General features: G+C 53.0%; 21 protein-coding genes and 3 tRNA genes. 9 read left to right on the top strand and 15 right to left on the bottom strand.

The genetic code is table 11. From position 1 onward, the window contains the following. Positions 1-15 precede the first annotated feature (15 nt). The 6 genes from DBZ16_RS07420 to DBZ16_RS07445 form a co-directional block, all read right to left on the bottom strand. A complete protein-coding gene (locus DBZ16_RS07420) occupies positions 16-555 on the bottom strand; it encodes a hypothetical protein (protein ID WP_107813528.1) in 540 nt (179 codons plus the stop codon). 113 nt (positions 556-668) lie between these two features. Then, a complete protein-coding gene (locus tag DBZ16_RS07425; protein WP_107813529.1) occupies positions 669-1109 on the bottom strand; it encodes a hypothetical protein in 441 nt (146 codons plus the stop codon). 217 nt (positions 1110-1326) lie between these two features. Beyond that, positions 1327-1578 (bottom strand): acyl carrier protein, encoded by a 252-nt coding sequence (locus tag DBZ16_RS07430; RefSeq protein WP_107813530.1) that lies wholly within the window; start codon positions 1576-1578, stop codon positions 1327-1329. A 13-nt stretch (positions 1579-1591) separates the two neighbouring features. After that, positions 1592-1852 (bottom strand): phosphopantetheine-binding protein, encoded by a 261-nt coding sequence (locus tag DBZ16_RS07435; RefSeq protein ID WP_003685586.1) that lies wholly within the window; start codon positions 1850-1852, stop codon positions 1592-1594. Then, positions 1849-2607: a lysophospholipid acyltransferase family protein gene (locus DBZ16_RS07440; RefSeq protein ID WP_107813751.1), complete on the bottom strand. Its 759-nt coding sequence runs from the start codon at positions 2605-2607 to the stop codon at positions 1849-1851. Before DBZ16_RS07440 ends, DBZ16_RS07435 begins: the two co-directional genes overlap by 4 nt. Beyond that, a complete protein-coding gene (locus DBZ16_RS07445; RefSeq protein ID WP_107813531.1) occupies positions 2604-3362 on the bottom strand; it encodes a beta-ketoacyl synthase chain length factor in 759 nt (252 codons plus the stop codon). Before DBZ16_RS07445 ends, DBZ16_RS07440 begins: the two co-directional genes overlap by 4 nt. Before the next feature lie 111 nt (positions 3363-3473). Between DBZ16_RS07445 and DBZ16_RS07450 the strand changes: the two genes are divergently transcribed. The 3 genes from DBZ16_RS07450 to DBZ16_RS07460 all read left to right on the top strand — a co-directional run bounded on the left by DBZ16_RS07450 (position 3474) and on the right by DBZ16_RS07460 (position 5992). Then, positions 3474-3962, top strand: coding sequence for a thioester dehydrase (locus tag DBZ16_RS07450; RefSeq protein ID WP_430914360.1), 489 nt, complete (start codon positions 3474-3476; stop codon positions 3960-3962). Positions 3963-4025: 63 nt separating this feature from the next. After that, the gene (gene fabG, locus DBZ16_RS07455; protein WP_070513238.1) at positions 4026-4754 is read left to right on the top strand and encodes a 3-oxoacyl-ACP reductase FabG; all 729 of its coding nucleotides are present in this window, start codon (positions 4026-4028) and stop codon (positions 4752-4754) included. Beyond that, positions 4748-5992: a beta-ketoacyl-ACP synthase gene (locus tag DBZ16_RS07460; RefSeq protein WP_107813532.1), complete on the top strand. Its 1245-nt coding sequence runs from the start codon at positions 4748-4750 to the stop codon at positions 5990-5992. The genes fabG and DBZ16_RS07460 overlap by 7 nt, the downstream gene beginning before the upstream one ends. Positions 5993-6147: 155 nt before the next feature. Here DBZ16_RS07460 and DBZ16_RS07465 read toward each other — a convergent pair whose 3' ends face one another. From DBZ16_RS07465 to DBZ16_RS07485, 5 genes are all read right to left on the bottom strand, one after another. Beyond that, positions 6148-6318: a rubredoxin gene (locus DBZ16_RS07465; protein ID WP_003744701.1), complete on the bottom strand. Its 171-nt coding sequence runs from the start codon at positions 6316-6318 to the stop codon at positions 6148-6150. 87 nt (positions 6319-6405) lie between these two features. Further along, positions 6406-7494: an acyl-CoA dehydrogenase family protein gene (locus DBZ16_RS07470; RefSeq protein ID WP_107813533.1), complete on the bottom strand. Its 1089-nt coding sequence runs from the start codon at positions 7492-7494 to the stop codon at positions 6406-6408. A gap of 154 nt (positions 7495-7648) precedes the next feature. After that, entirely contained in the window at positions 7649-8197 is a 549-nt protein-coding gene (locus DBZ16_RS07475; protein ID WP_107813534.1) for a carboxymuconolactone decarboxylase family protein, read from the bottom strand. Between the two features lie 190 nt (positions 8198-8387). Continuing rightward, the gene (gene hemC / locus DBZ16_RS07480) at positions 8388-9326 is read right to left on the bottom strand and encodes a hydroxymethylbilane synthase (RefSeq protein ID WP_107813535.1); all 939 of its coding nucleotides are present in this window, start codon (positions 9324-9326) and stop codon (positions 8388-8390) included. Between the two features lie 46 nt (positions 9327-9372). Continuing rightward, positions 9373-9750 carry a hypothetical protein gene (locus DBZ16_RS07485; protein ID WP_107813536.1) on the bottom strand — a complete coding sequence of 126 codons (378 nt, stop codon included), beginning with the start codon at positions 9748-9750 and terminating at the stop codon, positions 9373-9375. Between the two features lie 173 nt (positions 9751-9923). Here DBZ16_RS07485 and ybeY point away from each other — a divergent pair, with 173 nt between their 5' ends. Both ybeY and DBZ16_RS07495 read left to right on the top strand, forming a co-directional pair. Further along, positions 9924-10439, top strand: a complete 516-nt coding sequence (gene ybeY, locus DBZ16_RS07490) for an rRNA maturation RNase YbeY (RefSeq protein ID WP_070656185.1) — start codon at positions 9924-9926, stop codon at positions 10437-10439. Position 10440: 1 nt separating this feature from the next. Beyond that, complete coding sequence (locus DBZ16_RS07495) at positions 10441-11265, top strand: HlyC/CorC family transporter (RefSeq protein WP_003779152.1); 825 nt, start codon at positions 10441-10443, stop codon at positions 11263-11265. A 188-nt stretch (positions 11266-11453) separates the two neighbouring features. On the opposite strand, the gene rnr is transcribed toward DBZ16_RS07495, so the two are convergent. After that, a complete protein-coding gene (gene rnr / locus DBZ16_RS07500) occupies positions 11454-13946 on the bottom strand; it encodes a ribonuclease R (RefSeq protein WP_107813753.1) in 2493 nt (830 codons plus the stop codon). 93 nt (positions 13947-14039) lie between these two features. Between rnr and DBZ16_RS07505 the strand changes: the two genes are divergently transcribed. The 4 genes from DBZ16_RS07505 to dnrN all read left to right on the top strand — a co-directional run bounded on the left by DBZ16_RS07505 (position 14040) and on the right by dnrN (position 15163). Further along, positions 14040-14126: transfer RNA gene (locus DBZ16_RS07505), tRNA-Leu, on the top strand. 39 nt (positions 14127-14165) lie between these two features. Beyond that, positions 14166-14252, top strand: a tRNA-Leu gene (locus DBZ16_RS07510). 94 nt (positions 14253-14346) lie between these two features. Continuing rightward, positions 14347-14437: transfer RNA gene (locus tag DBZ16_RS07515), tRNA-Ser, on the top strand. A 252-nt stretch (positions 14438-14689) separates the two neighbouring features. Further along, positions 14690-15163 carry an iron-sulfur cluster repair protein DnrN gene (dnrN, locus tag DBZ16_RS07520; protein WP_003757595.1) on the top strand — a complete coding sequence of 158 codons (474 nt, stop codon included), beginning with the start codon at positions 14690-14692 and terminating at the stop codon, positions 15161-15163. A 95-nt stretch (positions 15164-15258) separates the two neighbouring features. Here dnrN and DBZ16_RS07525 read toward each other — a convergent pair whose 3' ends face one another. The 3 genes from DBZ16_RS07525 to DBZ16_RS07535 all read right to left on the bottom strand — a co-directional run bounded on the left by DBZ16_RS07525 (position 15259) and on the right by DBZ16_RS07535 (position 21670). Continuing rightward, positions 15259-18660, bottom strand: a complete 3402-nt coding sequence (locus DBZ16_RS07525) for a TonB-dependent receptor domain-containing protein (RefSeq protein WP_107813537.1) — start codon at positions 18658-18660, stop codon at positions 15259-15261. Positions 18661-19190: 530 nt separating this feature from the next. After that, the gene (locus tag DBZ16_RS07530; RefSeq protein ID WP_107813538.1) at positions 19191-19952 is read right to left on the bottom strand and encodes an endonuclease/exonuclease/phosphatase family protein; all 762 of its coding nucleotides are present in this window, start codon (positions 19950-19952) and stop codon (positions 19191-19193) included. 164 nt (positions 19953-20116) lie between these two features. Beyond that, complete coding sequence (locus tag DBZ16_RS07535; protein WP_107813539.1) at positions 20117-21670, bottom strand: glycosyltransferase family 2 protein; 1554 nt, start codon at positions 21668-21670, stop codon at positions 20117-20119. Between the last annotated feature and the right edge of the window lie 31 nt (positions 21671-21701).

Consider the following 21701-nt stretch of genomic DNA (forward strand, 5'->3'; position numbering starts at 1 on the left):
CGGCAATTGGTCGGCTTAAACCTTCAATACGGCTTTCCGATACACCCACTCTCCGGCAAACAAAAGCCCCATTAACACATACGACACGATGCCGGTGTAAGCAGCCCACCAGTCGTAATATTGCAAGCCTGCCAGAATGGCGGCGGTTGCGCCGTTGAGTATGAAGAAGCCGCACCAGATTTGTGTCACGCGGCGGGTGTGGCGCACGCCTTCGGGCGGCAGGTCGGGGTGTTGCAGTCGGGCGAGGCGTTCGATGACGGTTTGTTTGGCAAACAGGCTGCCGCCGAAAACGGCAAGCATCAGCGCGTTGACGGCGACGGGATACCAATACATCGAGTCGGGTCGTCTGAAAACCAGTACGGCGGCGAAAAAGGCGGCAAGGATAATTGCCGTAATGCGTTGGGCTGCGGTTTGCGGCATGGCGGCGCGTATCAGCCACAGGATGCACATGGCGGCGGCAAGCCAGAAAAACGCGCCGTTTTCCCTGCCGTAATACCATAGGAGCGGATAGGCAAGGCTGGCGAGGGTCAGCAGGAGTTTTCCTAATATTTTCATGGTTGTTGTTTTTCAGGCGAGTTTCGCTGAGGGGTCGTCTGAAAATGTCAGGGTAAGGGTGTCGGGGCAGAAATTCTCAGAGGATAAGCTCTGAGAATTTCTGCGATATTGGGTTATTCGTTTTCTTCCTCATCTTTATTTTTTTCAAAGTCTTCATATTCTACGAGCAGCTTATAGTATTTTGGATAAAGCTTGGCAATTCGTTTACGGTTTTTCGGAGTACAGAATTTTCCCACCTCTTTGGGTTCATGAGATTCCGGATAGCGGGAAAAGAATTGAGCTTGCTGTTTCTTGGACAGTTTTTTGACCGTTGGGCAGATGTGCGACATTTCTGATTTGCTGTTGATCATTCCAGCCATAGCCCATGCCGTTATGCCGTTGCGTTCAGTCTCATCGTTTGCCTCTTTTTCACAAAATTCCATATCGTGATACATATCAAATGAATCACGAATGACTTGCATACATTCGGCATGTGTCATTTTTTTGATGAGGGAAATTTCAGCGTGCGCAGACAAGGCGGGGAGTAAGAGCAGTAGGGTAATGAGTTTTTTCATAGTGTTAGTTGTATAGTGGATTAAATTTAAACCAGTACGGCGTTGCCTCGCCTTGCCGTACTATTTGTACTGTCTGCGGCTTCGTCGCCTGGTCCTGATTTAAATTTAATCCACTATATATTATGGATAAGTGAGAAAGGTTGATGTTGTTTATTGATGTTCAGACGACCTTGCCGATTGACAAGGCCGTCTGAAAATATGCCGATTAAAATCAGAATCAGGAATCTTGCGCCTGTACTTTCAAAACCGCCTGAACCACGTCATCTACGGTGCGCACGTTGCGGAAGTCTTCGGCTTGCAGTTTGCGGCCGGTTTCGCGTTTGATGTGGTCGATGAGGTCGATGGCGTCGATGCTGTCGATTTCCAAATCTTCGTAGAGGTTGGTCTCGGGTTTGATGCGCTCGGGTTCGATTTCAAACAGGTTGACCAGTGCATCTGTCAGAAGGGTGTGTACTTCTTGTTCGGTCATATCGCTTCTCCTTTTATGCCTGACGGCTTTTGACGAATTCTGCCAGTGTTTTGACGTTGGCGAAGTTGTCGCGCAGGTTGTCGTTTTCGCCGTCGAGCTGGAAGCCGAAGGTTTTTTGTACTGCCAAACCGAGTTCCAGCGCGTCGACTGAATCCAGACCCAAGCCTTCGTCGCCGAAGAGCGGGTCTTCGCTGCCGATGTCGGCAGGGGTGATGTCTTCCAGCCCCAAGCTGTCGATGATTAATTCTTTGATTTGATTTTCTAAGTTATTCATGTGGTTTTCCTTGTGAAATAGTCTTGAAGGTATTCGTTTAAACGCCTTGCGGCGATGGGTAGGGGTTTTTCCGCCAGCCATTCTTCGGGCAGGATGTCGTCGCCGACGGTGATTTCATAATGGATTTTGTGCGGCGGTATTTTGTACCAAGACTGGCCTTTTTTGAAATTGGGCGGCGTCATTTTGATGCACACGGGGGTGATGACCGATGCGCTGCGCAAACCGAGCGATACCGCGCCACGGTGCATTTTAACCTGTCCGTCCCAGCCTGTGCGCGTGCCTTCGGGGAAAATCAGCAAACTTTGTCCGCTTTTGAACACGGCGTCGATTTCTTCCAACATTTCCATACTTTCATCGTTGGGAATGTAGCCGGAAGCGATGATTTGGCTTTTCATGCTGGGGTTGTTCAACAGGTCTTTTTTGACCAGTACGTTCGGCTCGGAACAGTGGCTGATCAGCAAAACAACATCCAAGAGCGAGGGATGGTTGGCAAGGATGAGCTGCCCAGGTCTGCCGAGTTTTTCCAAGCCGTTGAAACGGACGCTCAATACGCCCGACCATTGCAGATAGCCGACGAAAAAACGCCAGACTTTCCCTATCATGCGCCGCGCTTCAAGCTGGCGCTTGATGTCGCCTTTGGTGGACTTGAGCGTGTAGGGCAAAAGTGCGATTTTGAACAATACGCCCGCAACGCCGAAGAGGATGAAGCCGAACAAGGTGGCGAAGAAGCGGCGGCAGTAGTCTAGGGTTTTCATGGTTTTTTGCACCATGTCCATCGGCGTTTTTCATGTTGCCATTCTGCGGAGAGGTCGTCTGAAAGTAAAAAACGAATCCAGTCGAGCGCGCCCCAGTAATCGGCTGACAGCAGGTCGGACGGGTTTTCAGACGACGTATTGTTGACATCGAGGCTGAGCGTGTAGTCGTCTCCCTGCGTCAGTACAAGCGACAGGGCGTAGGCAAACGGGGCGCGTGTGGCGTGGACGGGGTAGTCGTCGGACAAGGGGTCGTCGGCAATTAAAACCAACACGGATGGTGCGCCGTCTTGCAGCAGGGCATAGGCTTCCGCCAAAGTAGTTTCAAAATTGTCGCTGCCGGCGGCGAGGGCGGTGTGTTCGCTCATGTCGCCGCGCAACATGGACCATTGTCCGGCAGGGGCGTTGTGGACGGACAGTCCGAAGGAGGTCGGTGAAACGCTGTCGGTTTGCAACAGTCCCAGCCATAATTCGAAACTGCGGTTGATTTCTCCGTCATGCGAGGCGTAAACCAACGGGCTGCCGGGATATTGTTCCGCCAATTCCCACGAGGCATCGCAAATCAGGCGCGCAGCTTTGCCCAAACGACGACGTTGCAGAGCGGGCAGGAAGGCAAGCGCGGGTTTGTGGCCGGGCAGCCCGGCGGCGTCTAATGCGCCTGAAGCCCATTGCCGCCATTGTTCGGGCGTGGCGATTTTACTGCTTGAAGCGTGCCAAGCGGCGATATTGAAAGAAAAACGGCAAATGTTGGATGACATGATGGTTTTCAAAAGTTTACATTGTGATGTATTTTAACGAAATAGCTTAACACATTCTAGGGTCTGATATAATCGCGCTATTCTAACGTATTCTGTTTTCAGACGACCTTTATGACTGTAAATTTAATTTGCCCCATCCACGATGTTGCTTCTTTATTGCCACACAGCGGCCATATGGTGTTGCTTGACTGTGTGACGGAATACAGCCCGAAGCATCTTTGCGCCCAAGCCGGCGTGGGGGAAAAACACATTCTGCTGGTTGACGGAGTGTTGCCCGCGACATCGCTGATGGAAATCATGGCGCAGGGCATAGGTGCGTTTGCAGGCATACAGGCTTTGGAAGCGGGTGAGCCGGTGCGGCTCGGCTTTTTGCTCGGCACGCGCAAGCTGGAATTGTTTGCCGACAGCCTGCCCGTCGGAACGCAGATGAAGGTGGTCGCCAATCTGTCGATACAGGACCCGGGCGGTATGGGTGTATTCGATTGCGAGCTGCATTGGACGGATGCGCCCGAAGATGCCCGTGCCAAGCTGCCTGCGGACGGACTGGTGGCAAAAGCCTCTTTGAACGTGTACAGTCCGAAAGACGGAAAGGTCGTCTGAAAACAGCCTTCTCTGTCCAGATGATGACCAATAAGCAGACCACGCCAACCAATAGGAAACATTATGAGCGAAACCATCTTGATTACCGGCTCCAACCGGGGCATAGGCAAAGCCGTCGCCCTCGGTTTGGCTGAGGACGGCTTTGATATCGTCGTCCATTGCCGCAGCCGCCGCGATGAAGCCGAAGCCGTAGCGGAAGAAATCCGAGCTTTGGGCAGACAGGCGAGGGTGTTGCAGTTTGACGTGTCCGACCGCGCAGCCTGCCGCGATATTCTGACTGCCGACATCGAGGCAAACGGCGCGTATTACGGCGTGGTGTTGAACGCGGGTCTGACGCGCGACAATGCCTTCCCCGCGTTTTCAGACGACGATTGGGATTTGGTGCTGCGTACCAATTTGGACGGTTTTTATAATGTGTTGCACCCGTTGACCATGCCGATGATACGCCGCCGCAAAGCCGGACGGATTGTGTGCATGGCGTCGGTGTCCGGCTTGACGGGCAACCGCGGGCAGGTCAATTACAGCGCATCCAAAGCGGGCTTGATCGGCGCGGCGAAAGCCTTGGCGGTCGAACTGGCGAAACGCAAAATCACCGTCAACTGCGTGGCTCCAGGTCTGATCGATACGGACATCGTTGATGAAAACGTACCCGTCGAAGAAATTTTGAAAGCCGTCCCCGCCGCGCGTATGGGGCTGCCGGAAGAAGTGGCGCATGCGGTGCGCTTCCTGATGGATGAAAAAGCGGCGTACATTACGCGCCAAGTGATTGCGGTGAACGGAGGTTTGTGTTGAATACCAGAAGAGTCGTAGTAACGGGCATAGGCGGCATTACCGCCTTCGGCCGCGATTGGCAAAGCATACAGGCGGCGTTTAAAGCGGAAAAAAATGCCGTCAAATACATGGATTGGAGTAGACGTTTCCCCGAATTGGAAGCGCAATTGGGCGCGCCGATTGAAGGCTACACTCCGCCCGAACATTGGACGCGCAAGCAACTCAGAAGCATGGGGCGCGTGTCGCACCTGTGTGTCGATGCGGCGGAGCAGGCCCTGACGGATGCAGGTTTGCTTGGAGACGAAAGCATTACCGACGGGCGCATGGGCGTGGCGTGCGGCTCGTCCGTCGGCAGTACCAAAGACATCGGCGATATGGGTGAACTTCTGAACACCGGCACATCGCGCAATTTCAACGCCAATACTTATGTGCGCATGATGCCGCATACGACCGCCGCCAATATCGGCATCTTTTTCGGATTGAAAGGGCGCATTATTCCGACTTCGAGCGCGTGTTCGTCCGGCAGCCAAGGCATAGGCTATGCCTACGAAGCCATCAAATACGGCATGATAGACATGATGCTGGCGGGCGGTGGCGAAGAATTTTGTCCGTCCGAAGTTTATGTTTTCGACTCGCTTTACGCCGCCAGCCGCCGCAACGGCGAACCCGAACTGACCCCGCGTCCTTACGACAACGGCCGCGACGGCTTGGTCATCGGCGAAGGCGCAGGGATTTTCGTGTTGGAAGAATTGGAACATGCCAAACGGCGCGGAGCGAAAATCTATGCCGAACTCGTCGGTTATGGCGCCAACAGCGACGGTAGCCACGTTACCCAGCCGCAAAAAGAAACCATGCAGAAATGTATGGAGCTCGCGCTGCAAGACGCGGGCATTACGCCTGATAAAGTCGGCTACGTCAGCGGTCATGGTACGGCGACCGAAAAAGGCGACATCGCCGAAACACTGGCGACTGAAGCCGTGTTCGGATTCGTGCCCATGAGTTCGCAAAAAAGCTATCTCGGCCATACGCTCGGCGCGTGCGGCGCGCTGGAAGCGTGGTTCACCATTGAAATGATGAACAACGGCTGGTTTGCCCCGACCGTCAATCTGAACGACATCGACCCGCGCTGCGGCAAGGTGGACTATATTTTGAGCGGCGGTCGCGAAATCGAAACGGATTATGTGGTCAGCAACAATTTCGCTTTCGGCGGTGTGAATACTTCGTTAGTGTTCAAACGCTGGCGGGATGAAAACGCTTAATCGCAGCCGCGTCACAACAAAATCAAAAAGGTCGTCTGAAACCGTTTAACCCAACGTTTTCAGACGACCTTTTCAGTTTGTATAGTGGATTAACTTTAAATCAGGACAAGGCGAGGCAACGCCGTACCGGTTTATAGTTAATCCACTATATAAAGCTATATCACGAAGTCCAGCAGATAAAAATCTTCTTTGCCCACGCCGCATTCGGGGCATTTCCAATCGTCGGGGATGTCTTCGAATTTCGTGCCGGGGGCGATGCCGTGTTCGGGGTCGCCGAGGTCTTCGTCGTAAATCCAGCCGCAGGGGCCGCACATGTATTGTGCCATGGTTTGTTCCTTCTGATATTTGAGGTTATCTGAAAACGGTTGGCAAAAGGTTTTCAGACGACCTTTTGTTTTTTCTGTTTCGAAACCTTATGCCGCTTCCAATGCCGCGATTTCTTTGCGCAAGTGTTTCAACGCGGGGGTAACGATGGCGACGAACATGGCTTCGCGGACGCGGCGTTGGGCGGGGCTGCGCATGAGGTAGCCTTTTGCGCCGGCGTGTAAGGCGGCGGATTGGGCGGCGGCAAGCGTCAGCTCGGCGGCGGCGGCGCGCAGTTTCAGCGTGGCGAGGTTGTCGGGCGTGTTGTTCCAAGCCAAATCTGCCAGTTTTTCGGTGGTTTGCCATGCTTCGTCCAAAGCGGCTTTGAGGCTGTCGTAGCAGTCGTCGAGATAGCTGTTGACATCGGCGTTGACGACGTTGGCGATGCGGATGATGCCGAGGCTGCCGTCGATCACACCCGCGCCGATGCCGATTTGCAGCAGGATGAAGCCGGACTTGATGGTGGCGATGTAGTCGGAGAACTCTTTGGGCGCGGCGATTACGTCTTCGTCAGGGATGAATACGTCTTTGAAATTCAGGCTGAACGTGCGCGTGCCTTCGAGGGCGCAAAATTCGGGGCAGGCTTGCAGGGTCACGCCTTCCCATTGTCCGCCGGTGATAAACATGACGTAGCTGTCGCCGATTTGGGCGGTATTCGCCCAGATGTGGTCTTCGCCGATGTTGGATACCCACGGCAGCGCGCCGTTGACTTTGTAGCCGCCGTCCACGCGCTCGGCTTGAAGGTTGTGTTTTTCAATGCCGGCGAGGTGTTTGACGGTATTGGACATGCCCGTACCCGCCAAGACTTTGCCTTGCAGGATGTCGGCGAGGTATTTATCTTTGACGGCTTGGTTGGGCGTTTGGTGCAGATACCACGCACAAGCCGCCTGACACCATGTGCTGAACGAGGTCGCGCCGCATTCTTTGCCGACTTCGCGCAGGACGGCGGTTTGCGTCGCCAAACCTAAGCCGTTGCCGCCTTCCGCTTCCGTACCGACTGCGCCGAAACCGCCGATGGCGCCGAGTTCGCGCATAAAATCTTCGGGATACAAACCATTGCGGTCGATTTCGTCCACTAAGGGTTTGAGTTTGGCTTTGACGAGTTCGGCAACTTGAGACAATAAGGTTTCACGGTTCATGATCTTATCCTTGAAAATGTGTGCGGACGGCGCGGGGAGGGCGTTCCGTTTGAAAGGGGATGCGGTCTGTTACAGAGACAGCGGTTTTGAAAAAGGTCGTCTGAAAACGGGCAAACGGTTTTGCCGGCGCTTTTCAGACGACCTTGGGTCAGAATCAGGCGAACGCCTGCAATTCAGGGTTGATGTCTGTTTGCGCGACGTTGTTGACGTAGTTGCACAAAGTCGCCAAGGCAACGCCCATCACAACTTCGACAGCCTGCTGCTGGTTGTAGCCGGCGTCGAAGAAGGCTTTGAGTTCGGCATCGGATACCGCGCCTTTTTTCGCCATCACAGCTTGGGTGAACGCAGCGAGCGCGCCCAGTTTGGCATCGTCAAACTCGCCTGCCGCCAAAGCGCGCGCGGCTTTGATGGATTGTTCGGACAGGAGTTTTTTCAGGGTTGCCAGCTTGGTGTGGCCTGCTACGCAGAAACCGCATTCGTTGGTACGGGCGGCGATGATTTGGATGACTTCGACTTCACCGGGAGTCAGGCTGTTGGCGGCGTTCAGTTTGCCGACTTCTTGATAGAACGCCAACGCTTCGGGCGCGTTTGCCAATACGCCGATGAGGTTGGGGATGAAGCCGTTGTTTTTCAGCGCGGCTTCGATGCGGGGTTTTGCAGCTTCGGGAGCGGTTTCGACAGTGTGTACAGTTAAGCGTGCCATATTTATACCTTTGTTTTCAGTGTATTGAACGGAATGTAGCATACTACTCCGATTGGCGTTTTTCGGGAAAGACTGATTGGTTATGTGCTGCAAACCAAAAGTTATAAGCAAAAAGGTCGTCTGAAAACGCGGTTTCAACGGGTTTGAACCCGATGTGGCGTTTTCAGACGACCTTTTCTTGCGAACCGATTTATTCGGCTTGTTCTTTCAACACTGCTTCAATCAATTCCTGCGCGCCGTCGTCCGCCAGCTTTTTGGCGACCGCGCGTCCGAGCGCGTCGGCGTAGGCGGCGGGGGCTTGCGCGTCTGCCTGCAAGATTACCGAGCCGTCGGAGTGTCCGACCAGACCTCGCAGGGTGAGCAGGCCGTTTTCTTCGGTGCAATATGCGGCAAGCGGGACTTGGCAGCTTCCGCCCAGAGCGCGGGCAAGGGCGCGTTCGGCGGTCACGCAGGCGTGTGTTGTGTCGTGGTTTAAGGGTTTCAATACGTCGAGAAGGCCGGTGCGGTGTGCGGCGATTTCGATGCCCAACGCGCCTTGTCCTGCGGCGGGCAGGCTGTCGGCTTCCGAAAGAATCAGGCGGATGCGTTCGTCCAGTTCCAAACGCTGCAATCCGGCGGCGGCAAGGATGATGGCATCGTATTCGCCGTTGTCGAGTTTGGACAGGCGGGTTTGCACGTTGCCGCGTAGGGGCTTGATGACTAAGTGCGGATAGCGGGCGCGCAACTGGGCTTCGCGGCGCAGGCTGGAGGTGCCGACAATCGCGCCTTTGGGCATTTCTTCCAAACGCGCATATTGGTTGGATACGAACGCGTCAAACGGATTGGCGCGCTCGCCGATGGCGGCAAGGGCGAAGCCTTCGGGTAAATCCATCGGCACGTCTTTAATCGAATGCACCGCCAAATCGGCGCGACCGTCCTGCAAGGCTTGTTCCAACTCTTTGATAAACAGGCCTTTGCCGCCGATTTTCGACAGGGTTTTGTCCAAAATCTGGTCGCCGCGCGTGGTCATACCCAAGATTTCAACTTCGCAGTCGGGATACAGGGTTTTCAGACGACCTTGGATATGTTTTGCCTGCCACATGGCAAGCAGGCTTTCGCGGCTGGCGATAACGAGTTTTTTCGGGTTCATTTGCAGTTTCTGGTTTTCTAATTCATGAGGCGGGAAGTTCGACAGTCTAACACAAACTTTCTACGGTAACCGCCTGACTGTACTTGCCCAAGGGGCCGAATCCGTTGCCTTGGTTTTGTTCTTTGGTCAGCACTTTTCCCTGAATGCAGACATTGTTCAGGGTAACGTTATATGAACCGGAACTCTGGCGGTTCTTTTCTACTTGGTCCATCAGGCTGTCGCCGCCGTTGAGGAAATAGGTTTTCCCGTCGGCGGTAAATTCTGCCTGTTCGAGCGAATAATGGACTGTCCCAGTCATTTTGACCGTATCACCGCTGTTTTTTTCTGCCGTCGCTTCCGTCGGTTGGGCGGTCGACGTTTCGATTTTGTTTTGCGGGGAACAGGCGGTCAGGGTAATCAGTATGGGGAAAAGAAATTTGTTCATTTGCAATCACCGTGGTTGATAAAGGTATTCCGCTGCGAAGCTGTCGGAAAAGCCGTTAAACTATATCTGTTGCAACGAAATAAATTATAATGTGTACCGGCATGATGGTAGTGCATACTGCCGTAAAATAAAACTTATTCTCTAAAAACATTTTAAACCAACAGTCTTACAGCATGAAACGCGCCAAAAAATATCCCTTCTTATCGTTGCAGCGGCAACGTTTCTGCCTGAATTTTGAAAACGCCTCAACCGCCGCCGACCTTCCGGGCGAACGCGATTTCTACCGCTGGGCATGGGCGGCGTTGAAAAACGAATACCGCCGCGCCGACATCAGCCTGATTCTTTTGGACGAAGAAGAAGCCCGAGCCTACAACCGCGATTACCGCGGCAAAGACTACGCCACCAATGTTTTGAGTTTCGCCTTGAACGAAGGCGAAATTCTGCCCGATCAAGTTTCAGACGACCTCTGCGGCGATTTGATTATCTGCCCGCAAGTTGTCTTGAAAGAAGCTGCCGAGCAGGGCAAAACCGCTGAGCAGCATTTTGCCCACCTGACCATGCACGGCACGCTGCACCTGATGGGCTACGACCACATCGAAGAGGCCGAGGCAGAAGAAATGGAGGCACTCGAAATCCGCCTGATGCAGGCGGCAGGTTATCCCAACCCCTACCAAGAGGACGAATACTGAAATGGACGACACCCGGTCGAAACCGACATTTTTCGAACGTTTGATTTCCCGACTTGCCGGCGAACCCGATTCCGCCGAAGACGTACTCAGCCTGCTGCGGCAGGCGCACGAGCAGGAAGTGTTTGACGCGGATACACTTTTGCGGCTGGAAAAAGTCCTCGACTTTGCCGATTTGGAAGTGCGCGATGCCATGATTACCCGCAGCCACATGAACGTTTTGAAAGAAAACGACAGCATCGAGCGCATCACTGCCTACGTCATCGAAACCGCCCATTCCCGTTTCCCCGTCATCGGCGAAGACAAAGACGAAGTCCTCGGCATCCTGCACGCCAAAGACCTGCTCAAATACATGTTTAATCCCGAGCAGTTCAACCTCAAAGCCATCCTTCGTCCCGCCGTTTTCGTACCCGAAGGCAAATCGCTGAACGCGCTTTTGAAAGAATTCCGCGAGCAGCGCAACCACATGGCAATCGTTATCGACGAATACGGCGGCACGTCGGGTCTGGTAACTTTTGAAGACATTATCGAACAAATCGTCGGCGACATCGAAGACGAGTTTGACGAAGACGAAAGCGCGGACAACATCCACGCCGTCTCCACCGAACGTTGGCGTATCAACGCCGTAACCGAAATCGAAGACATCAACGCCTTTTTCGGTACGGATTACAGCAGCGAAGAAGCCGACAGCATCGGCGGGCTGGTCATTCAGGAATTGGGGCACCTGCCCGTGCGCGGCGAGAAAGTCGTGATCGGTGGCTTGCAGTTTACCGTCGCCCGTGCTGACAACCGGCGGTTGCATACGCTGATGGCGACTAAGGTCAAATAACGGGATTCGTCCGATAATTAAAGAAAAAGGTCGTCTGAGAACTTGGGAAACAGGTTTTCAGACGACCTTTTTGTGTCGGATTAAAGCGTAATGAAGCGGCGGCTGTGTGGAAATATAGATGATGAACAACCGCCGTTTTTTATCGCACTTGTCCGTTAAACAGCTTTTGAAGTTAGCCAAAAGACAAACTATTTAGCCTTGCTTCTGCCTTTACGCTTGGTTGTCGCGGTATCCGGATTTTTCACCTTAATTTTCACGCTTTTGCTTGGCTTTTTGTCTTTGCGTTTGGCTTTTTCCGTTGCCGTTTTGGCTTTGGCAGTTTTCTTTTTGCCGTTTTCAGACGACGTTGCCGGTGTGTTGGCAGGCTGGGCTTTGCTGCGGCGTTTGGTGGTGGGTTTTTCCTGTTTTACAGGTGTTTTCATCGCGTCGTCGATTTCTTTCGCCGTCAGTTTGCGCTTGGTTTTTGAGCCGGTTGGGGCGGTAGTTTTAGTGCGGCGTTTTTTGCCACTGGTGCCGCCACTGATCAAGGTCAGGTCGATTTTGCTGGTGTCCAAATCGGCGCGTGCCACTCGGACGCTGACTTTGTCGCCCATATTGAAACGGATGCCGCTGCGTTCGCCTTCTATCGCCATGATTTCGGGACGGAAGTTGAAATAGTCTTCGCCCAAATCGCTGATGTGTACCAAGCCGTCGATGTGGATGCCGTCCAAGGTAACGAAGAGGCCGAAGTTGGTCATGCCGGAGATTTTGCCTTCGAATATTTCGCCGACTTTATCGCGCATGTAATAGGTTTTCAGCCAGTTTTCCACGTCGCGGCTGGCGTCGTCGGCGCGGCGCTCGCAGAACGAGGTATGCACGCCCAATGCCTGCCAGCTTTTGTTTGGCGTGTAGGTTTGTTGGTTCAACACGGCTTTGATGGCGCGGTGGACGGTCAGGTCGGGATAGCGGCGGATGGGGGAGGTGAAGTGGGCGTATGCTTCGTAGGCAAGGCCGAAGTGTCCGTCGCAATGCGGTTCGTAAACCGCCTGCTGCATGGAGCGCAGCATCATGACTTGCAGCAATTCGGCATCGGGTCTGCCTTTAAATTGTTCGGCAAGCGCGGCGTAGTCTTTCGGTGTCGGGTTGTCGCCGCCGCCCAGTTGCAAACCCAATAAGCCGAGCTGCTCGCGCAGGGTGGCGAGTTTTTCGGGTGTCGGACCTAAATGGTTGCGGAAGAGGGCGGTGTGTTTGTTTTTCATCAGGAACTCTGCCGCGCAGACGTTCGCTGCCAACATACATTCTTCAATCAGCTTATGGGCGTCGTTGCGGATAACGGGCACGATTTTTTCGATTTTGCCGTTGTCGTCGAAAAGCATTTGGGTTTCGACGCTTTCAAACTCCACTGCGCCGCGTTCAAAGCGTTTTTTCTGAAGGATTTTGAAGAGTTTGTAGAGGGTGTCGATTTGGGCTTTGTGCGGATGGTCGAGGTCGTCTGAAATCCAATCCCAGACTTGGTTGTAAGTCAGGCGCGCATGGGAACGCATAACCGCAGGGTAGAAGCGGTATTCTTTAATATTGCCCGCATAAGTGATGACCATATCACACACCATGCACAAACGCTCGACATCGGGATTGAGCGAGCAGATGCCGTTGGACAGGTTTTCCGGCAGCATCGGAATCACGCGGCGCGGGAAGTAAACGCTGGTGCTGCGTTCCTGCGCGTCCGTATCGATAGCGTCATCGGGGCGGACATAATGGCTGACATCGGCAATTGCCACGACCAAACGGTAATTGCGTCCGACTTTCTCGGCAAACACGGCATCGTCAAAATCGCGCGCCGTTTCGCCGTCTATGGTGACCAAAGGCAAATCGCGCAAATCGACGCGGCCTTTCAAATCGCTTTTACGAACATGGTCGGGGATTTTTTTCGCGGCTTTGGTACACGCTTCGCTGAATTGGTGCGGCAAATGGTGTTTGCGCACGGCGATTTCGATTTCCATACCGCTATCGGCATAATCGCCCAATACTTCAATGATTTTCGCCACAGCAGGGCGGTTTTGCTCGGGATAAGTCTCGATTTCGCCGACGATGACCTGACCGGATTCGGGTTTGAAATGCGCGACGCTGTCAGGTTCCAAAACGATGCTTTGGTTCAGGCGTTTGTCTTCCGCTTCCAAAATCGCCACGCCGCGATCCATATAGAAACGCCCGACCACTTTGCTTTGTGCGCGTTCGACAATATCCAAAACCGTACCTTCGCGGCGGCCTCTGCGGTCGATGCCGGCAGGGCGGACGGTAACAATGTCGCCGTGCATGATGCCGCGCATTTGGCGTTCGTATAAAACGAAGTCGCCGTCTTTGGTGGGCGTTAGTGGTACGGCGAAACCGAAACCGTCTTTGTGTGCCTCGACACGGCATTTGACCAAATCCAATTTGTCCGCCGCGCAAACCGCACCGCGGCGGTTGATTAAAACCTGACCGTCCCGCGCCATCGCTTTCAGACGACGTTCAAAAAATTCGTACTCTTCTTCCGTAATCGACAACTCGCGTGCCAAGACTTCGATTTTGGACGGCACGCCTTTTTGCTCCAATAATTCAATGATCCACTCCCTGCTTGGCAGCGGATGTTCGTAACGTTGTTTCTCCCGTTTCAAAAACGGGTCTTTTTCTCGTAAATTTAAAGATTTAATATTTTTGTTCATTTTATTGGTTGACATTCTTTTTCTAAAATATATAATGACCGCTTCTTTGCGAAATAGTCAATCACTGTAACGCAAAACAGGAAATAAAGCAAAGCCCAGGTGGCGGAATTGGTAGACGCGCTAGCTTCAGGTGCTAGTGTCCTCACGGGCGTGGAAGTTCGAGTCTTCTCCTGGGCACCAAGTCTTTTGGTTGACGCTTTGCTTATCTCCATCCTGATTGCCCAGGTGGCGGAATTGGTAGACGCGCTAGCTTCAGGTGCTAGTATCCTCACGGGTGTGGAAGTTCGAGTCTTCTCCTGGGCACCAAATCAATTATCCGGCTTATCCGGATTTTTTATTGAATAGATTTATTTGTCTGATTAAGCTACAATATCAGACAGCAAAATATGTTTAATTCCACAGAGAGGTGGATGAGTGGTTTAAGTCGCACGCCTGGAAAGCGTGTATACGTGAATAGCGTATCGAGGGTTCGAATCCCTTCCTCTCTGCCAGATTCCAAACAGCCCGTCTTGCCTAATCAAGACGGGCTGTTTTTCTTGCCTTCAATTCAGGCGGCAGGCTGCTTCAGTCTTTCTTTAAAAAATAAATTACTTTTATTCTCAATTTGTTATCTATATTTAGTTTCATCTATACAAATCAGTTTTGTAGGTGTATCCTTCACTCGTTTCATACATTCATAAAAAATCTATCTTTAAAAAGGTCGTCTGAATTTGCCGACCTGACACAAATCCAAGGACACTGCCATGACTGATTTTACCGTATGGGAAACCGCGCCGTTTGGTGCGACCATCGACCATATCCTGCAACGCTACCATGATGTACACCGCGGGCAATTTGAAGAACTGGTTCCGTTGGCGCAAAAAGTTGCCGAAGTACACGCCGACAGTTTTCCGGCTGAAGTGCCGGAGTTGCTTGCCTATATGCAAAACGAACTGCTGATGCACATGATGAAGGAAGAGCGCATGCTGTTTCCGATGATCAAACAAGGCGTCGGTCGCGGAGCGGCAATGCCGATTAATGTGATGATGCACGAGCATGAGGAACACGACCAAGCCGTAGCCAAGCTGCTTGAATTGACCAATAATCTGACTGTTCCCGAAAACGCTTGCGGAAGCTGGACGCGCCTGTATACATTGGCACGCGAAATGGTGGACGATTTGACCAACCATATCCATTTGGAAAATGAAATCCTGTTCCCGCGCGTATTGGCTTCTTAAAAATAGAGCTTCTCCAAAGGTCGTCTGAAAATTGTTTTTCAGACGACCTTAATGTTTTGCCAGTACGCAAAGAGACTGTTTTCTGTTAGATGAAATTACCATTTTCCCGTCAAACCGATGCGCAGGGTACGGCCCGGGGCGGGCATATAGGAACGGCTCATGGGGTCGAGGTAATAACGGTCGGTTAGGTTGCTGCCTGTGAGTTCCGCGCTGAAATGCTTGTTGAATTTGTAACGCACATAGGCATCTACGACAGTAACGGGCTGCCAGTTGGCGTTGCCGTTGTCGCTGCGGAAGGCTGTGCTGTTTGCGCCGTCGCGTTGCAGGTAGTAGTCGCGCCAGCGGGCGGAGGGCTGTTGTTTGTCTTCGACGCGGCTGTGGAAGGTCAGGCGCGAACCGATTTCGAGTTTTTCGTTTAGGAAGCGGCCGCCGAGGTTGGCTACGACCGACCAGCGCGGCTGGATGCGGTTGATCAGCCAGCCGCCGGTGAGGCCGCCGTTTTGACAGTAAGGCACGGGGAAAGTGCGTCCTTTTTGGACAAACATTTCCACATCATATTGCTGTTCGATGGCGCGGTGGTCGCAGACTTCGTTTTTCATGTTGCGCACCACGCCTAAGTCGCCGAAGACACGGCCGTTGTCGAAGCGGGTTTGCAGCTCTAAGCCGCTGATGACTTGTTTGTCGTAATTGCTGATTTGCCAGGTGGTATAGTTGCGGTCGATGACGTTGCGGGTTTTGTTGTGGAAGTAGGTCAGGCGAACGTCCGCATAGCGCATTTTGGGCAACAGGCGGGTAAAGTCGTGGCTGAGGGAAATTTCCCAATTCCTAGCATGTTCGGGTTTGAGCGGGTAGCGGGTGCGGTCGAAGGGGATGCTGAACAGCTTGGCGATGCTGTGGTTGCCGAAACCGAATGTGCCTTCATACATGCTGGGGAAGCGTTTGAATTCGGTGTAACGGGCAAACAGGCGGGTGTGGTCGCCGAGTTTGACGGTGGCAGAGAATATGGGGGCGAAGGCGTGGCCGCTTTTTTTCCATGAGTTGCGCAGTTCTTCTTCGGTCAGGTGCCGGTATTCGGCAACGGGGCTTTTTGCACCGATTAGTGTGCCGCCTTGGTATTTGTTTTCGACTTCTCCGGTGGCTTGATTGATGCCTTTTTCGGTAAATTGTTTCAGACGGCCGTCTGAAACGGGGTTTTCGCCGTTTTTCCAATAAATGCAGTTTCCTGCCGCAGGGTCTGTCGTGCAGTCGGTAAGCGGCATATAGCCCTGTTCTATATTGGCGGGCAGTGTGGTTGAATTGTTGTATTCTTCGCTTAAATCGGTCAGCTCTTGCGGCCACGGGAGGAAATCAGGGTAGCCGCTTTTCCGTCTTTCCGTTTCTTCGGGCATATTTTCCAACGCCCAGGCGTAATCGGGGACGGGCAGGGTGTTTATCCATGCCCAAAATTTTTGGTCGTATGCGTCCCATGCCGCGTGCGTACGCACCACTTCGGGGCTTTCTTCATAGGCTTTCAATGCGGCTTCGTATCTGGCTTTCAAATCCATGCGGGCGCGGTATTCTTCTGGAGTGGCCAGTCTGCTACCGATGGCGGCGACATTGCGGCTGTTTTCAGACAATACGTTAAATTCGCCTTCTGCTTCCAAGCGGTCGCGGTGTTTGGACAGATAATCGCGGACGAAGGTATCGGTCATGCGGTAGTCGGTATAGCGGCCTCCGGCGTTCAGGGTCAGCCACGGCGTCGGTTCGTATTTGAAGTTGAAGCCGACATTCCATTCATTGCGTTTTCCTTGGCGCGGCATGGTCATGGCGAAATTGGAGTTTAAGGTGGTTTCGGGGTCGTCCCACACCAGCTTGCGGTATTCGTCGTGCGGCAGGGCGAGTATCCAGCTGGTGTCGCTGCTGCCTTTGAGTTTTTCGCGTTGGTAATCGCCCGTCAGGGTCAGTTCGAGGGTGTCGGTCAGCTTCATGCGGTTGGACAAATTGATGCCTAAGCGGTTGTTTTTGGCGCGGTAGGCGGCAGCGTTGAAGACGGTAAAACGGTTGTTGGTGTTGGGCGGCAGTTTGTCCCATTCCGGCTCTTTGCCTTTGAAATACCAGTCTTCGGCGTATTTGTCGTTGAATGCTTTGTCGAGGAATAGGGTCGATGCAGGATAGCCGCCCGTGGAGTTGGTTTGCGAATTGTTGAACGTTCCCCAAATCCCCGCCTTCAAATCTATCCAGCGGCTGTTTTCGGGTTTCCAAGAGTAATCGAGATTGACGGCGGTCTGTTTTACCCATGCCTGCGGCCATTCCGCCATCAGCGTGCCTTTGGTGAGCCTACTCATATCGGTTTCGGTGGAACCGTCGGGTTTGAGCTTGCTGCCGCCGATGTTGCCGAACAGGATGCTGTACGGCATGATTTCGCCGAAACGGGTGTTGGTATGGCGTATGCCGAGCTGTATTTTTTGGTTGTCGGGCAGTTTAAGTGTGCCTTTTGCCAGCCATGAGCGCATATTCAGGGATGTGTTGGCCACTTCGCCGGACGGATGGTAATACATACCGACATTGGCGGTATATTGCTGAATATCGGTAACTTTTTTGGTAAATTCTTCCTCGGTCATGGAGCTGGCGTCGGAGATGTAGCCGTAGCGTTCCGCTCCCTTGCTGCCGGCAAAGTAATTGCCCTTGTCGCGCCATGCATAGGCAATCAAGCCGTCAAACACTTCGCCGCGCATACCGGCTGAAATGCGGAAGGCGTTGTCTTTAAATAATTTTCCTCGCCCGCCGAAACGTTGTTCCTGGCGGTCGCTATCGTCCAGCATAATCGCCCATTCCATGCGGTCGAAAGAATAGGGTTTGGGATAACGGCGGTAGTCCGTACCCCAAGTTTCAGCGTGGGCGTATTCCCGCTGTTTGATGGTATTGTTGCCGGTTTCCATCTTGACTTCCATGCCGAATTTTTGATCTTTCGGCACGACGTCGTCGATTTCCAGCGTTTTCATGCTGACCGAACCGCCTATGCCGGTGCGGATGTCGCGGTTTGCCGATGCGCCTTTTTCCACATACACGCTGCTAATAAGGTTCGGGTCGATGTAATTGCGGTTGGATATGCCTTCAAATCCTCTCCATACGCTGATTGCCTGTTCCGTGCCGTCTACCGTTACCGGCACTTTTCCTTCGCCCTGAATGCCGCGTATGTTGGGATCGAGCGCGCCACTGTTGCGTGCGTCGCCGCTGTAAACTCCCGCCATACCGCCGATTAAATCGGCTACGCTGCTGCCGCGGTAGGTTTCGATTTCCTGTTTTCCTTTGTACAGGTTGCTGATGTCGCGGGTGTAGACTTGACTGCGGCCGCTTTTATCCCGGTTGCGCTGGGCTTTGACGGTAATGGTATCCATATGCACGCTTTGGGTGGGAGTAGCATTTTCCGCCCATAACGGTGTATGCCACAGCATACTCAAAAATAAAACCAATATTTTGGGTGTAGAGGGGAATTCGACGGATTTGACAGGTTTCATGATGGATTTTCCTTTGTTCGCAACAGCTTGAAAATAGGCGAAATCTGAAATGCTTCCAGATGGCATCGGAAAATAAAACGTGAACCGAATGTAATGGGATTGCAGCCAATTGATTAAACGGTTTGTTCGAACCGTTGATATGGATGCGCTTGCTTCACGAAAGGGAAGGGCATTTTGATAAAACAAAGGAAATAGTTTACCGATTGTGTGGAAAGGAATGGCGGACAAAATGCTTTGTTTCTTTAGAGCTGCAAAATAACATAAATTGATTATGATTATTATTTATATAATAATTTTAACTAAAACCCGATAATGTGTAAACAGACGCCAAGCAATATAACTTTGGCATTTTGGTACCTCGGGAAATCATATTTTTGAGTTCGGGGGAGCCAGGGTTGTATTGGATTTCGTAAAAAGTTTGCTGAGTTTAAAGTTGATTGAATGATGGCTTGAAGTTGATTTACCGACATAAAAAGGTCGTCTGAAACTCCTGATTTCAGGTTTTTAGACGACCTTTGGCATTGGTGCGGTCAAGGCAGTTTGGGTCTGACTTTGACGCTTAAGGGTAAGTGGTCGGAGAGGCGTTGCCAGTTTTTGCCGTTGTGGATTTGGGAGTCTAGGACTTCCAGGTTGCGGGTATAGACGCGGTCGAGACTGAGGACGGGCAGGCGGGCGGGGAAGGTTTTGGGGCGTTTGCCGTTGCTGTCCACGAATACTTCGTTCAGGTTCAAGGCGTTGCCTAAAGATAGGGCGGATTTTTGCCGCCAGTCGTTGAAGTCGCCGGCGAGAATCAGCGGGCTTTGCGGGTCGATGTGATGCACGACGTATTCGAAGATGGCGCGGTATTGTTTGGCGCGGTCGGGTTCGCGCAGGTTGAGGTGGGCGCACAGGCAGACGAGCGGGGTTTCCCAGCCTTCGGGCAGGACTTCGCAATGGAGTACGCCGCGCTGTTCGAGTTTGTTGACGCTGATGTTGAGGTTGTGGCGGGTTTCCAGCGGCAGGCGGCTGAGGATGGCGTTGCCGTGGTGGCGCTGCGGGTATACGGCGTTTTTGCCGTAGCTGCGGTTGTAGGAGAGGCGGTCGCCGAGAATGTCGTAATGCGGTTTTTCGGGAAAATCGGGCAGCCTGTTGCTGCGGGTCAGGTGTTGACCTTGCACTTCCTGTAAAAACAGGACATCCGAGCCTATGCCGTGCAGCTCTTCCGCCATGCTGTCCACTTGGACTTTGCGGTTGAGCGCGGACATGCCTTTGTGCATGTTGTATGAGGTGATGGTAATCGGGCGGGGGGACATGATGTGTAACCGTAGTGTGTGAATCGTTTGTCGTTGTATTGATAGTATAACACTGCAAGTGTTTGGTTTCAGTAAAGATTTGATGGTTGAGCGGCTGCTTGACGGTAAAACGTCGTCTGAAAGGTTTCAGACGACGTTTGAGGGGGAGATACTCGCAAAACGGTTTATTTTATGAACTCGTCCATGCCGTCTTCGCAGCGGATTTTTTGTTCGGACAGCGTGGCTTTGAGCAGGGCGTCGTTTTGCGGCAGGGCGTCGCGTTCGGCTTCGTGGTGCCAGAGGTGGTAGGCGATGCCGGCGAATTTGAGGTTGTGGCGTTTCATGCCATTATGGAAGAGGCGGGCGACGAACTCACTGTCTTCGCGTCCCCAGCCGACGAAACGGTTGTCGAAGCCGTTGACGGCGAGCGCATCGCTGCGGAAAAAGCCCATATTGCAGGTTTTGATGCCTTTGTGTTTGCGGCTGCTTTGTCTGCCGATCAGGGCGGACAGGCTGCGGAAGCGCAGGGCGGACAGGCGTTTTTCTATGCCTTGGCTGAACGCGGATAAATCGGGCAATTCGCCGGAATCTAGAATTTCTTCGGTGCGCGCTTGGGTCAGGATGACGCGCGAACCTTGTATCAGCCTGCCTTTGCGTGCGAGTTTGAGGTGGTCGGCGACGAAGGACGGGTCGAGTATCATGTCGCCGTCGATGAGGATGATGTAGTCGCTTTTTGCCTGCGCCAGCGCGCGGTTGCGCGATTCGGCGGCGCGGAAGCCGTCGTCCGGCCGCCAAGAATGTTTGACGGGGATGTCGGTGTGGCTGCGGATGAATTCGACGATTTCGGCGGTGTCTTGGCGCGAACCGTCGTCTGCGACGATGATTTCGTCGGGCAGGCGGGTTTGCGCGAGTGCGGATTTTAAAACCAGCTCCAGCGCATCGGGACGGTTGTAAGTGGTCACAATCAGGGCGACGCTGATGTTGCGGTTGCGCTCGTAAAGTTTGACGTATTTGTAGTACGAACCTTGAGCGTTGGCGATGGAAATGGTCAGACCGTCCGCGCCGTAGGCGAAACCGCGTTTGAGCAGGTAGTTTTTGACAAACGATACGCTGCCGTGCAACAGGGCTTTGAAGGGTGAGCTGTCTTTTTTGTAGCGGTTTTCTTCGGCGTAGAGCGAGCTGTATTGCTGCATTTTTTGAATCAGCCCTTCGGCGTTTTCGAAGGAATAGTGTTTCAGACGACCTTCGAGCGGACGGACGTTTGCATCGGGCGGCAAGATCAGCGATTCATGCACCTGACGGTCGGAAAAACGGGTAAAACGGCGGTGGTAAAGGCGCGGGATAATGTCGGGATACCAGCCGCAGGCTTTGATCAGGCGGCCGTTGTAGTGGTTCAGACGCGAGAGCGAGAAGATGTTTTGTTCTTTGTTTTCCGCTACGGCTTTGCGGATGGCGGCAATCAGTTCGCCGTCTGCCACTTCGTCGCTGTCTATGCTGAATATCCAATTGTTTTGCGCGAGGCGGGCGGCAAGGTTTTTCATCGGGCCGAAGCCGATGAAGTCGTATTTGTAATAACTGACGTTGGTGAAGCGTTCGGCGATTTCGAAGGTGCGGTCGGTCGAGCCGTTGTCGAGCAGCAAAACTTCGTCGAAGTCTTGAAGCGCGGTCAATACTTCGGTCAGATAGCGTTCCGAGTTTTTGACCAACATGGCTGCTGTGGCGGGAATTTTCGGGTTCATGATGAGGTCGTCTGAAAAGAGGTCGTCTGAA

This window comes from Neisseria sicca (genome assembly GCF_003044565.1).
Taxonomy (GTDB): domain Bacteria; phylum Pseudomonadota; class Gammaproteobacteria; order Burkholderiales; family Neisseriaceae; genus Neisseria; species Neisseria sicca_A.

Excerpts from the sequence above, each read along its gene's own strand:
- DBZ16_RS07420 (WP_107813528.1), bottom strand. The coding sequence starts at position 555 with ATGAAAATATTAGGAAAACTCCTGCTGACCCTCGCCAGCCTTGCCTAT.
- DBZ16_RS07425 (WP_107813529.1), bottom strand. The coding sequence starts at position 1,109 with ATGAAAAAACTCATTACCCTACTGCTCTTACTCCCCGCCTTGTCTGCG.
- DBZ16_RS07430 (WP_107813530.1), bottom strand. The coding sequence starts at position 1,578 with ATGACCGAACAAGAAGTACACACCCTTCTGACAGATGCACTGGTCAAC.
- DBZ16_RS07435 (WP_003685586.1), bottom strand. The coding sequence starts at position 1,852 with ATGAATAACTTAGAAAATCAAATCAAAGAATTAATCATCGACAGCTTG.
- DBZ16_RS07440 (WP_107813751.1), bottom strand. The coding sequence starts at position 2,607 with ATGAAAACCCTAGACTACTGCCGCCGCTTCTTCGCCACCTTGTTCGGC.
- DBZ16_RS07445 (WP_107813531.1), bottom strand. The coding sequence starts at position 3,362 with ATGTCATCCAACATTTGCCGTTTTTCTTTCAATATCGCCGCTTGGCAC.
- DBZ16_RS07450 (WP_430914360.1), top strand. The coding sequence starts at position 3,474 with ATGACTGTAAATTTAATTTGCCCCATCCACGATGTTGCTTCTTTATTG.
- fabG (WP_070513238.1), top strand. The coding sequence starts at position 4,026 with ATGAGCGAAACCATCTTGATTACCGGCTCCAACCGGGGCATAGGCAAA.
- DBZ16_RS07465 (WP_003744701.1), bottom strand. The coding sequence starts at position 6,318 with ATGGCACAATACATGTGCGGCCCCTGCGGCTGGATTTACGACGAAGAC.
- DBZ16_RS07470 (WP_107813533.1), bottom strand. The coding sequence starts at position 7,494 with ATGAACCGTGAAACCTTATTGTCTCAAGTTGCCGAACTCGTCAAAGCC.
- DBZ16_RS07475 (WP_107813534.1), bottom strand. The coding sequence starts at position 8,197 with ATGGCACGCTTAACTGTACACACTGTCGAAACCGCTCCCGAAGCTGCA.
- hemC (WP_107813535.1), bottom strand. The coding sequence starts at position 9,326 with ATGAACCCGAAAAAACTCGTTATCGCCAGCCGCGAAAGCCTGCTTGCC.
- DBZ16_RS07485 (WP_107813536.1), bottom strand. The coding sequence starts at position 9,750 with ATGAACAAATTTCTTTTCCCCATACTGATTACCCTGACCGCCTGTTCC.
- ybeY (WP_070656185.1), top strand. The coding sequence starts at position 9,924 with ATGAAACGCGCCAAAAAATATCCCTTCTTATCGTTGCAGCGGCAACGT.
- DBZ16_RS07495 (WP_003779152.1), top strand. The coding sequence starts at position 10,441 with ATGGACGACACCCGGTCGAAACCGACATTTTTCGAACGTTTGATTTCC.
- rnr (WP_107813753.1), bottom strand. The coding sequence starts at position 13,946 with ATGAACAAAAATATTAAATCTTTAAATTTACGAGAAAAAGACCCGTTT.
- dnrN (WP_003757595.1), top strand. The coding sequence starts at position 14,690 with ATGACTGATTTTACCGTATGGGAAACCGCGCCGTTTGGTGCGACCATC.
- DBZ16_RS07525 (WP_107813537.1), bottom strand. The coding sequence starts at position 18,660 with ATGAAACCTGTCAAATCCGTCGAATTCCCCTCTACACCCAAAATATTG.
- DBZ16_RS07530 (WP_107813538.1), bottom strand. The coding sequence starts at position 19,952 with ATGTCCCCCCGCCCGATTACCATCACCTCATACAACATGCACAAAGGC.
- DBZ16_RS07535 (WP_107813539.1), bottom strand. The coding sequence starts at position 21,670 with ATGAACCCGAAAATTCCCGCCACAGCAGCCATGTTGGTCAAAAACTCG.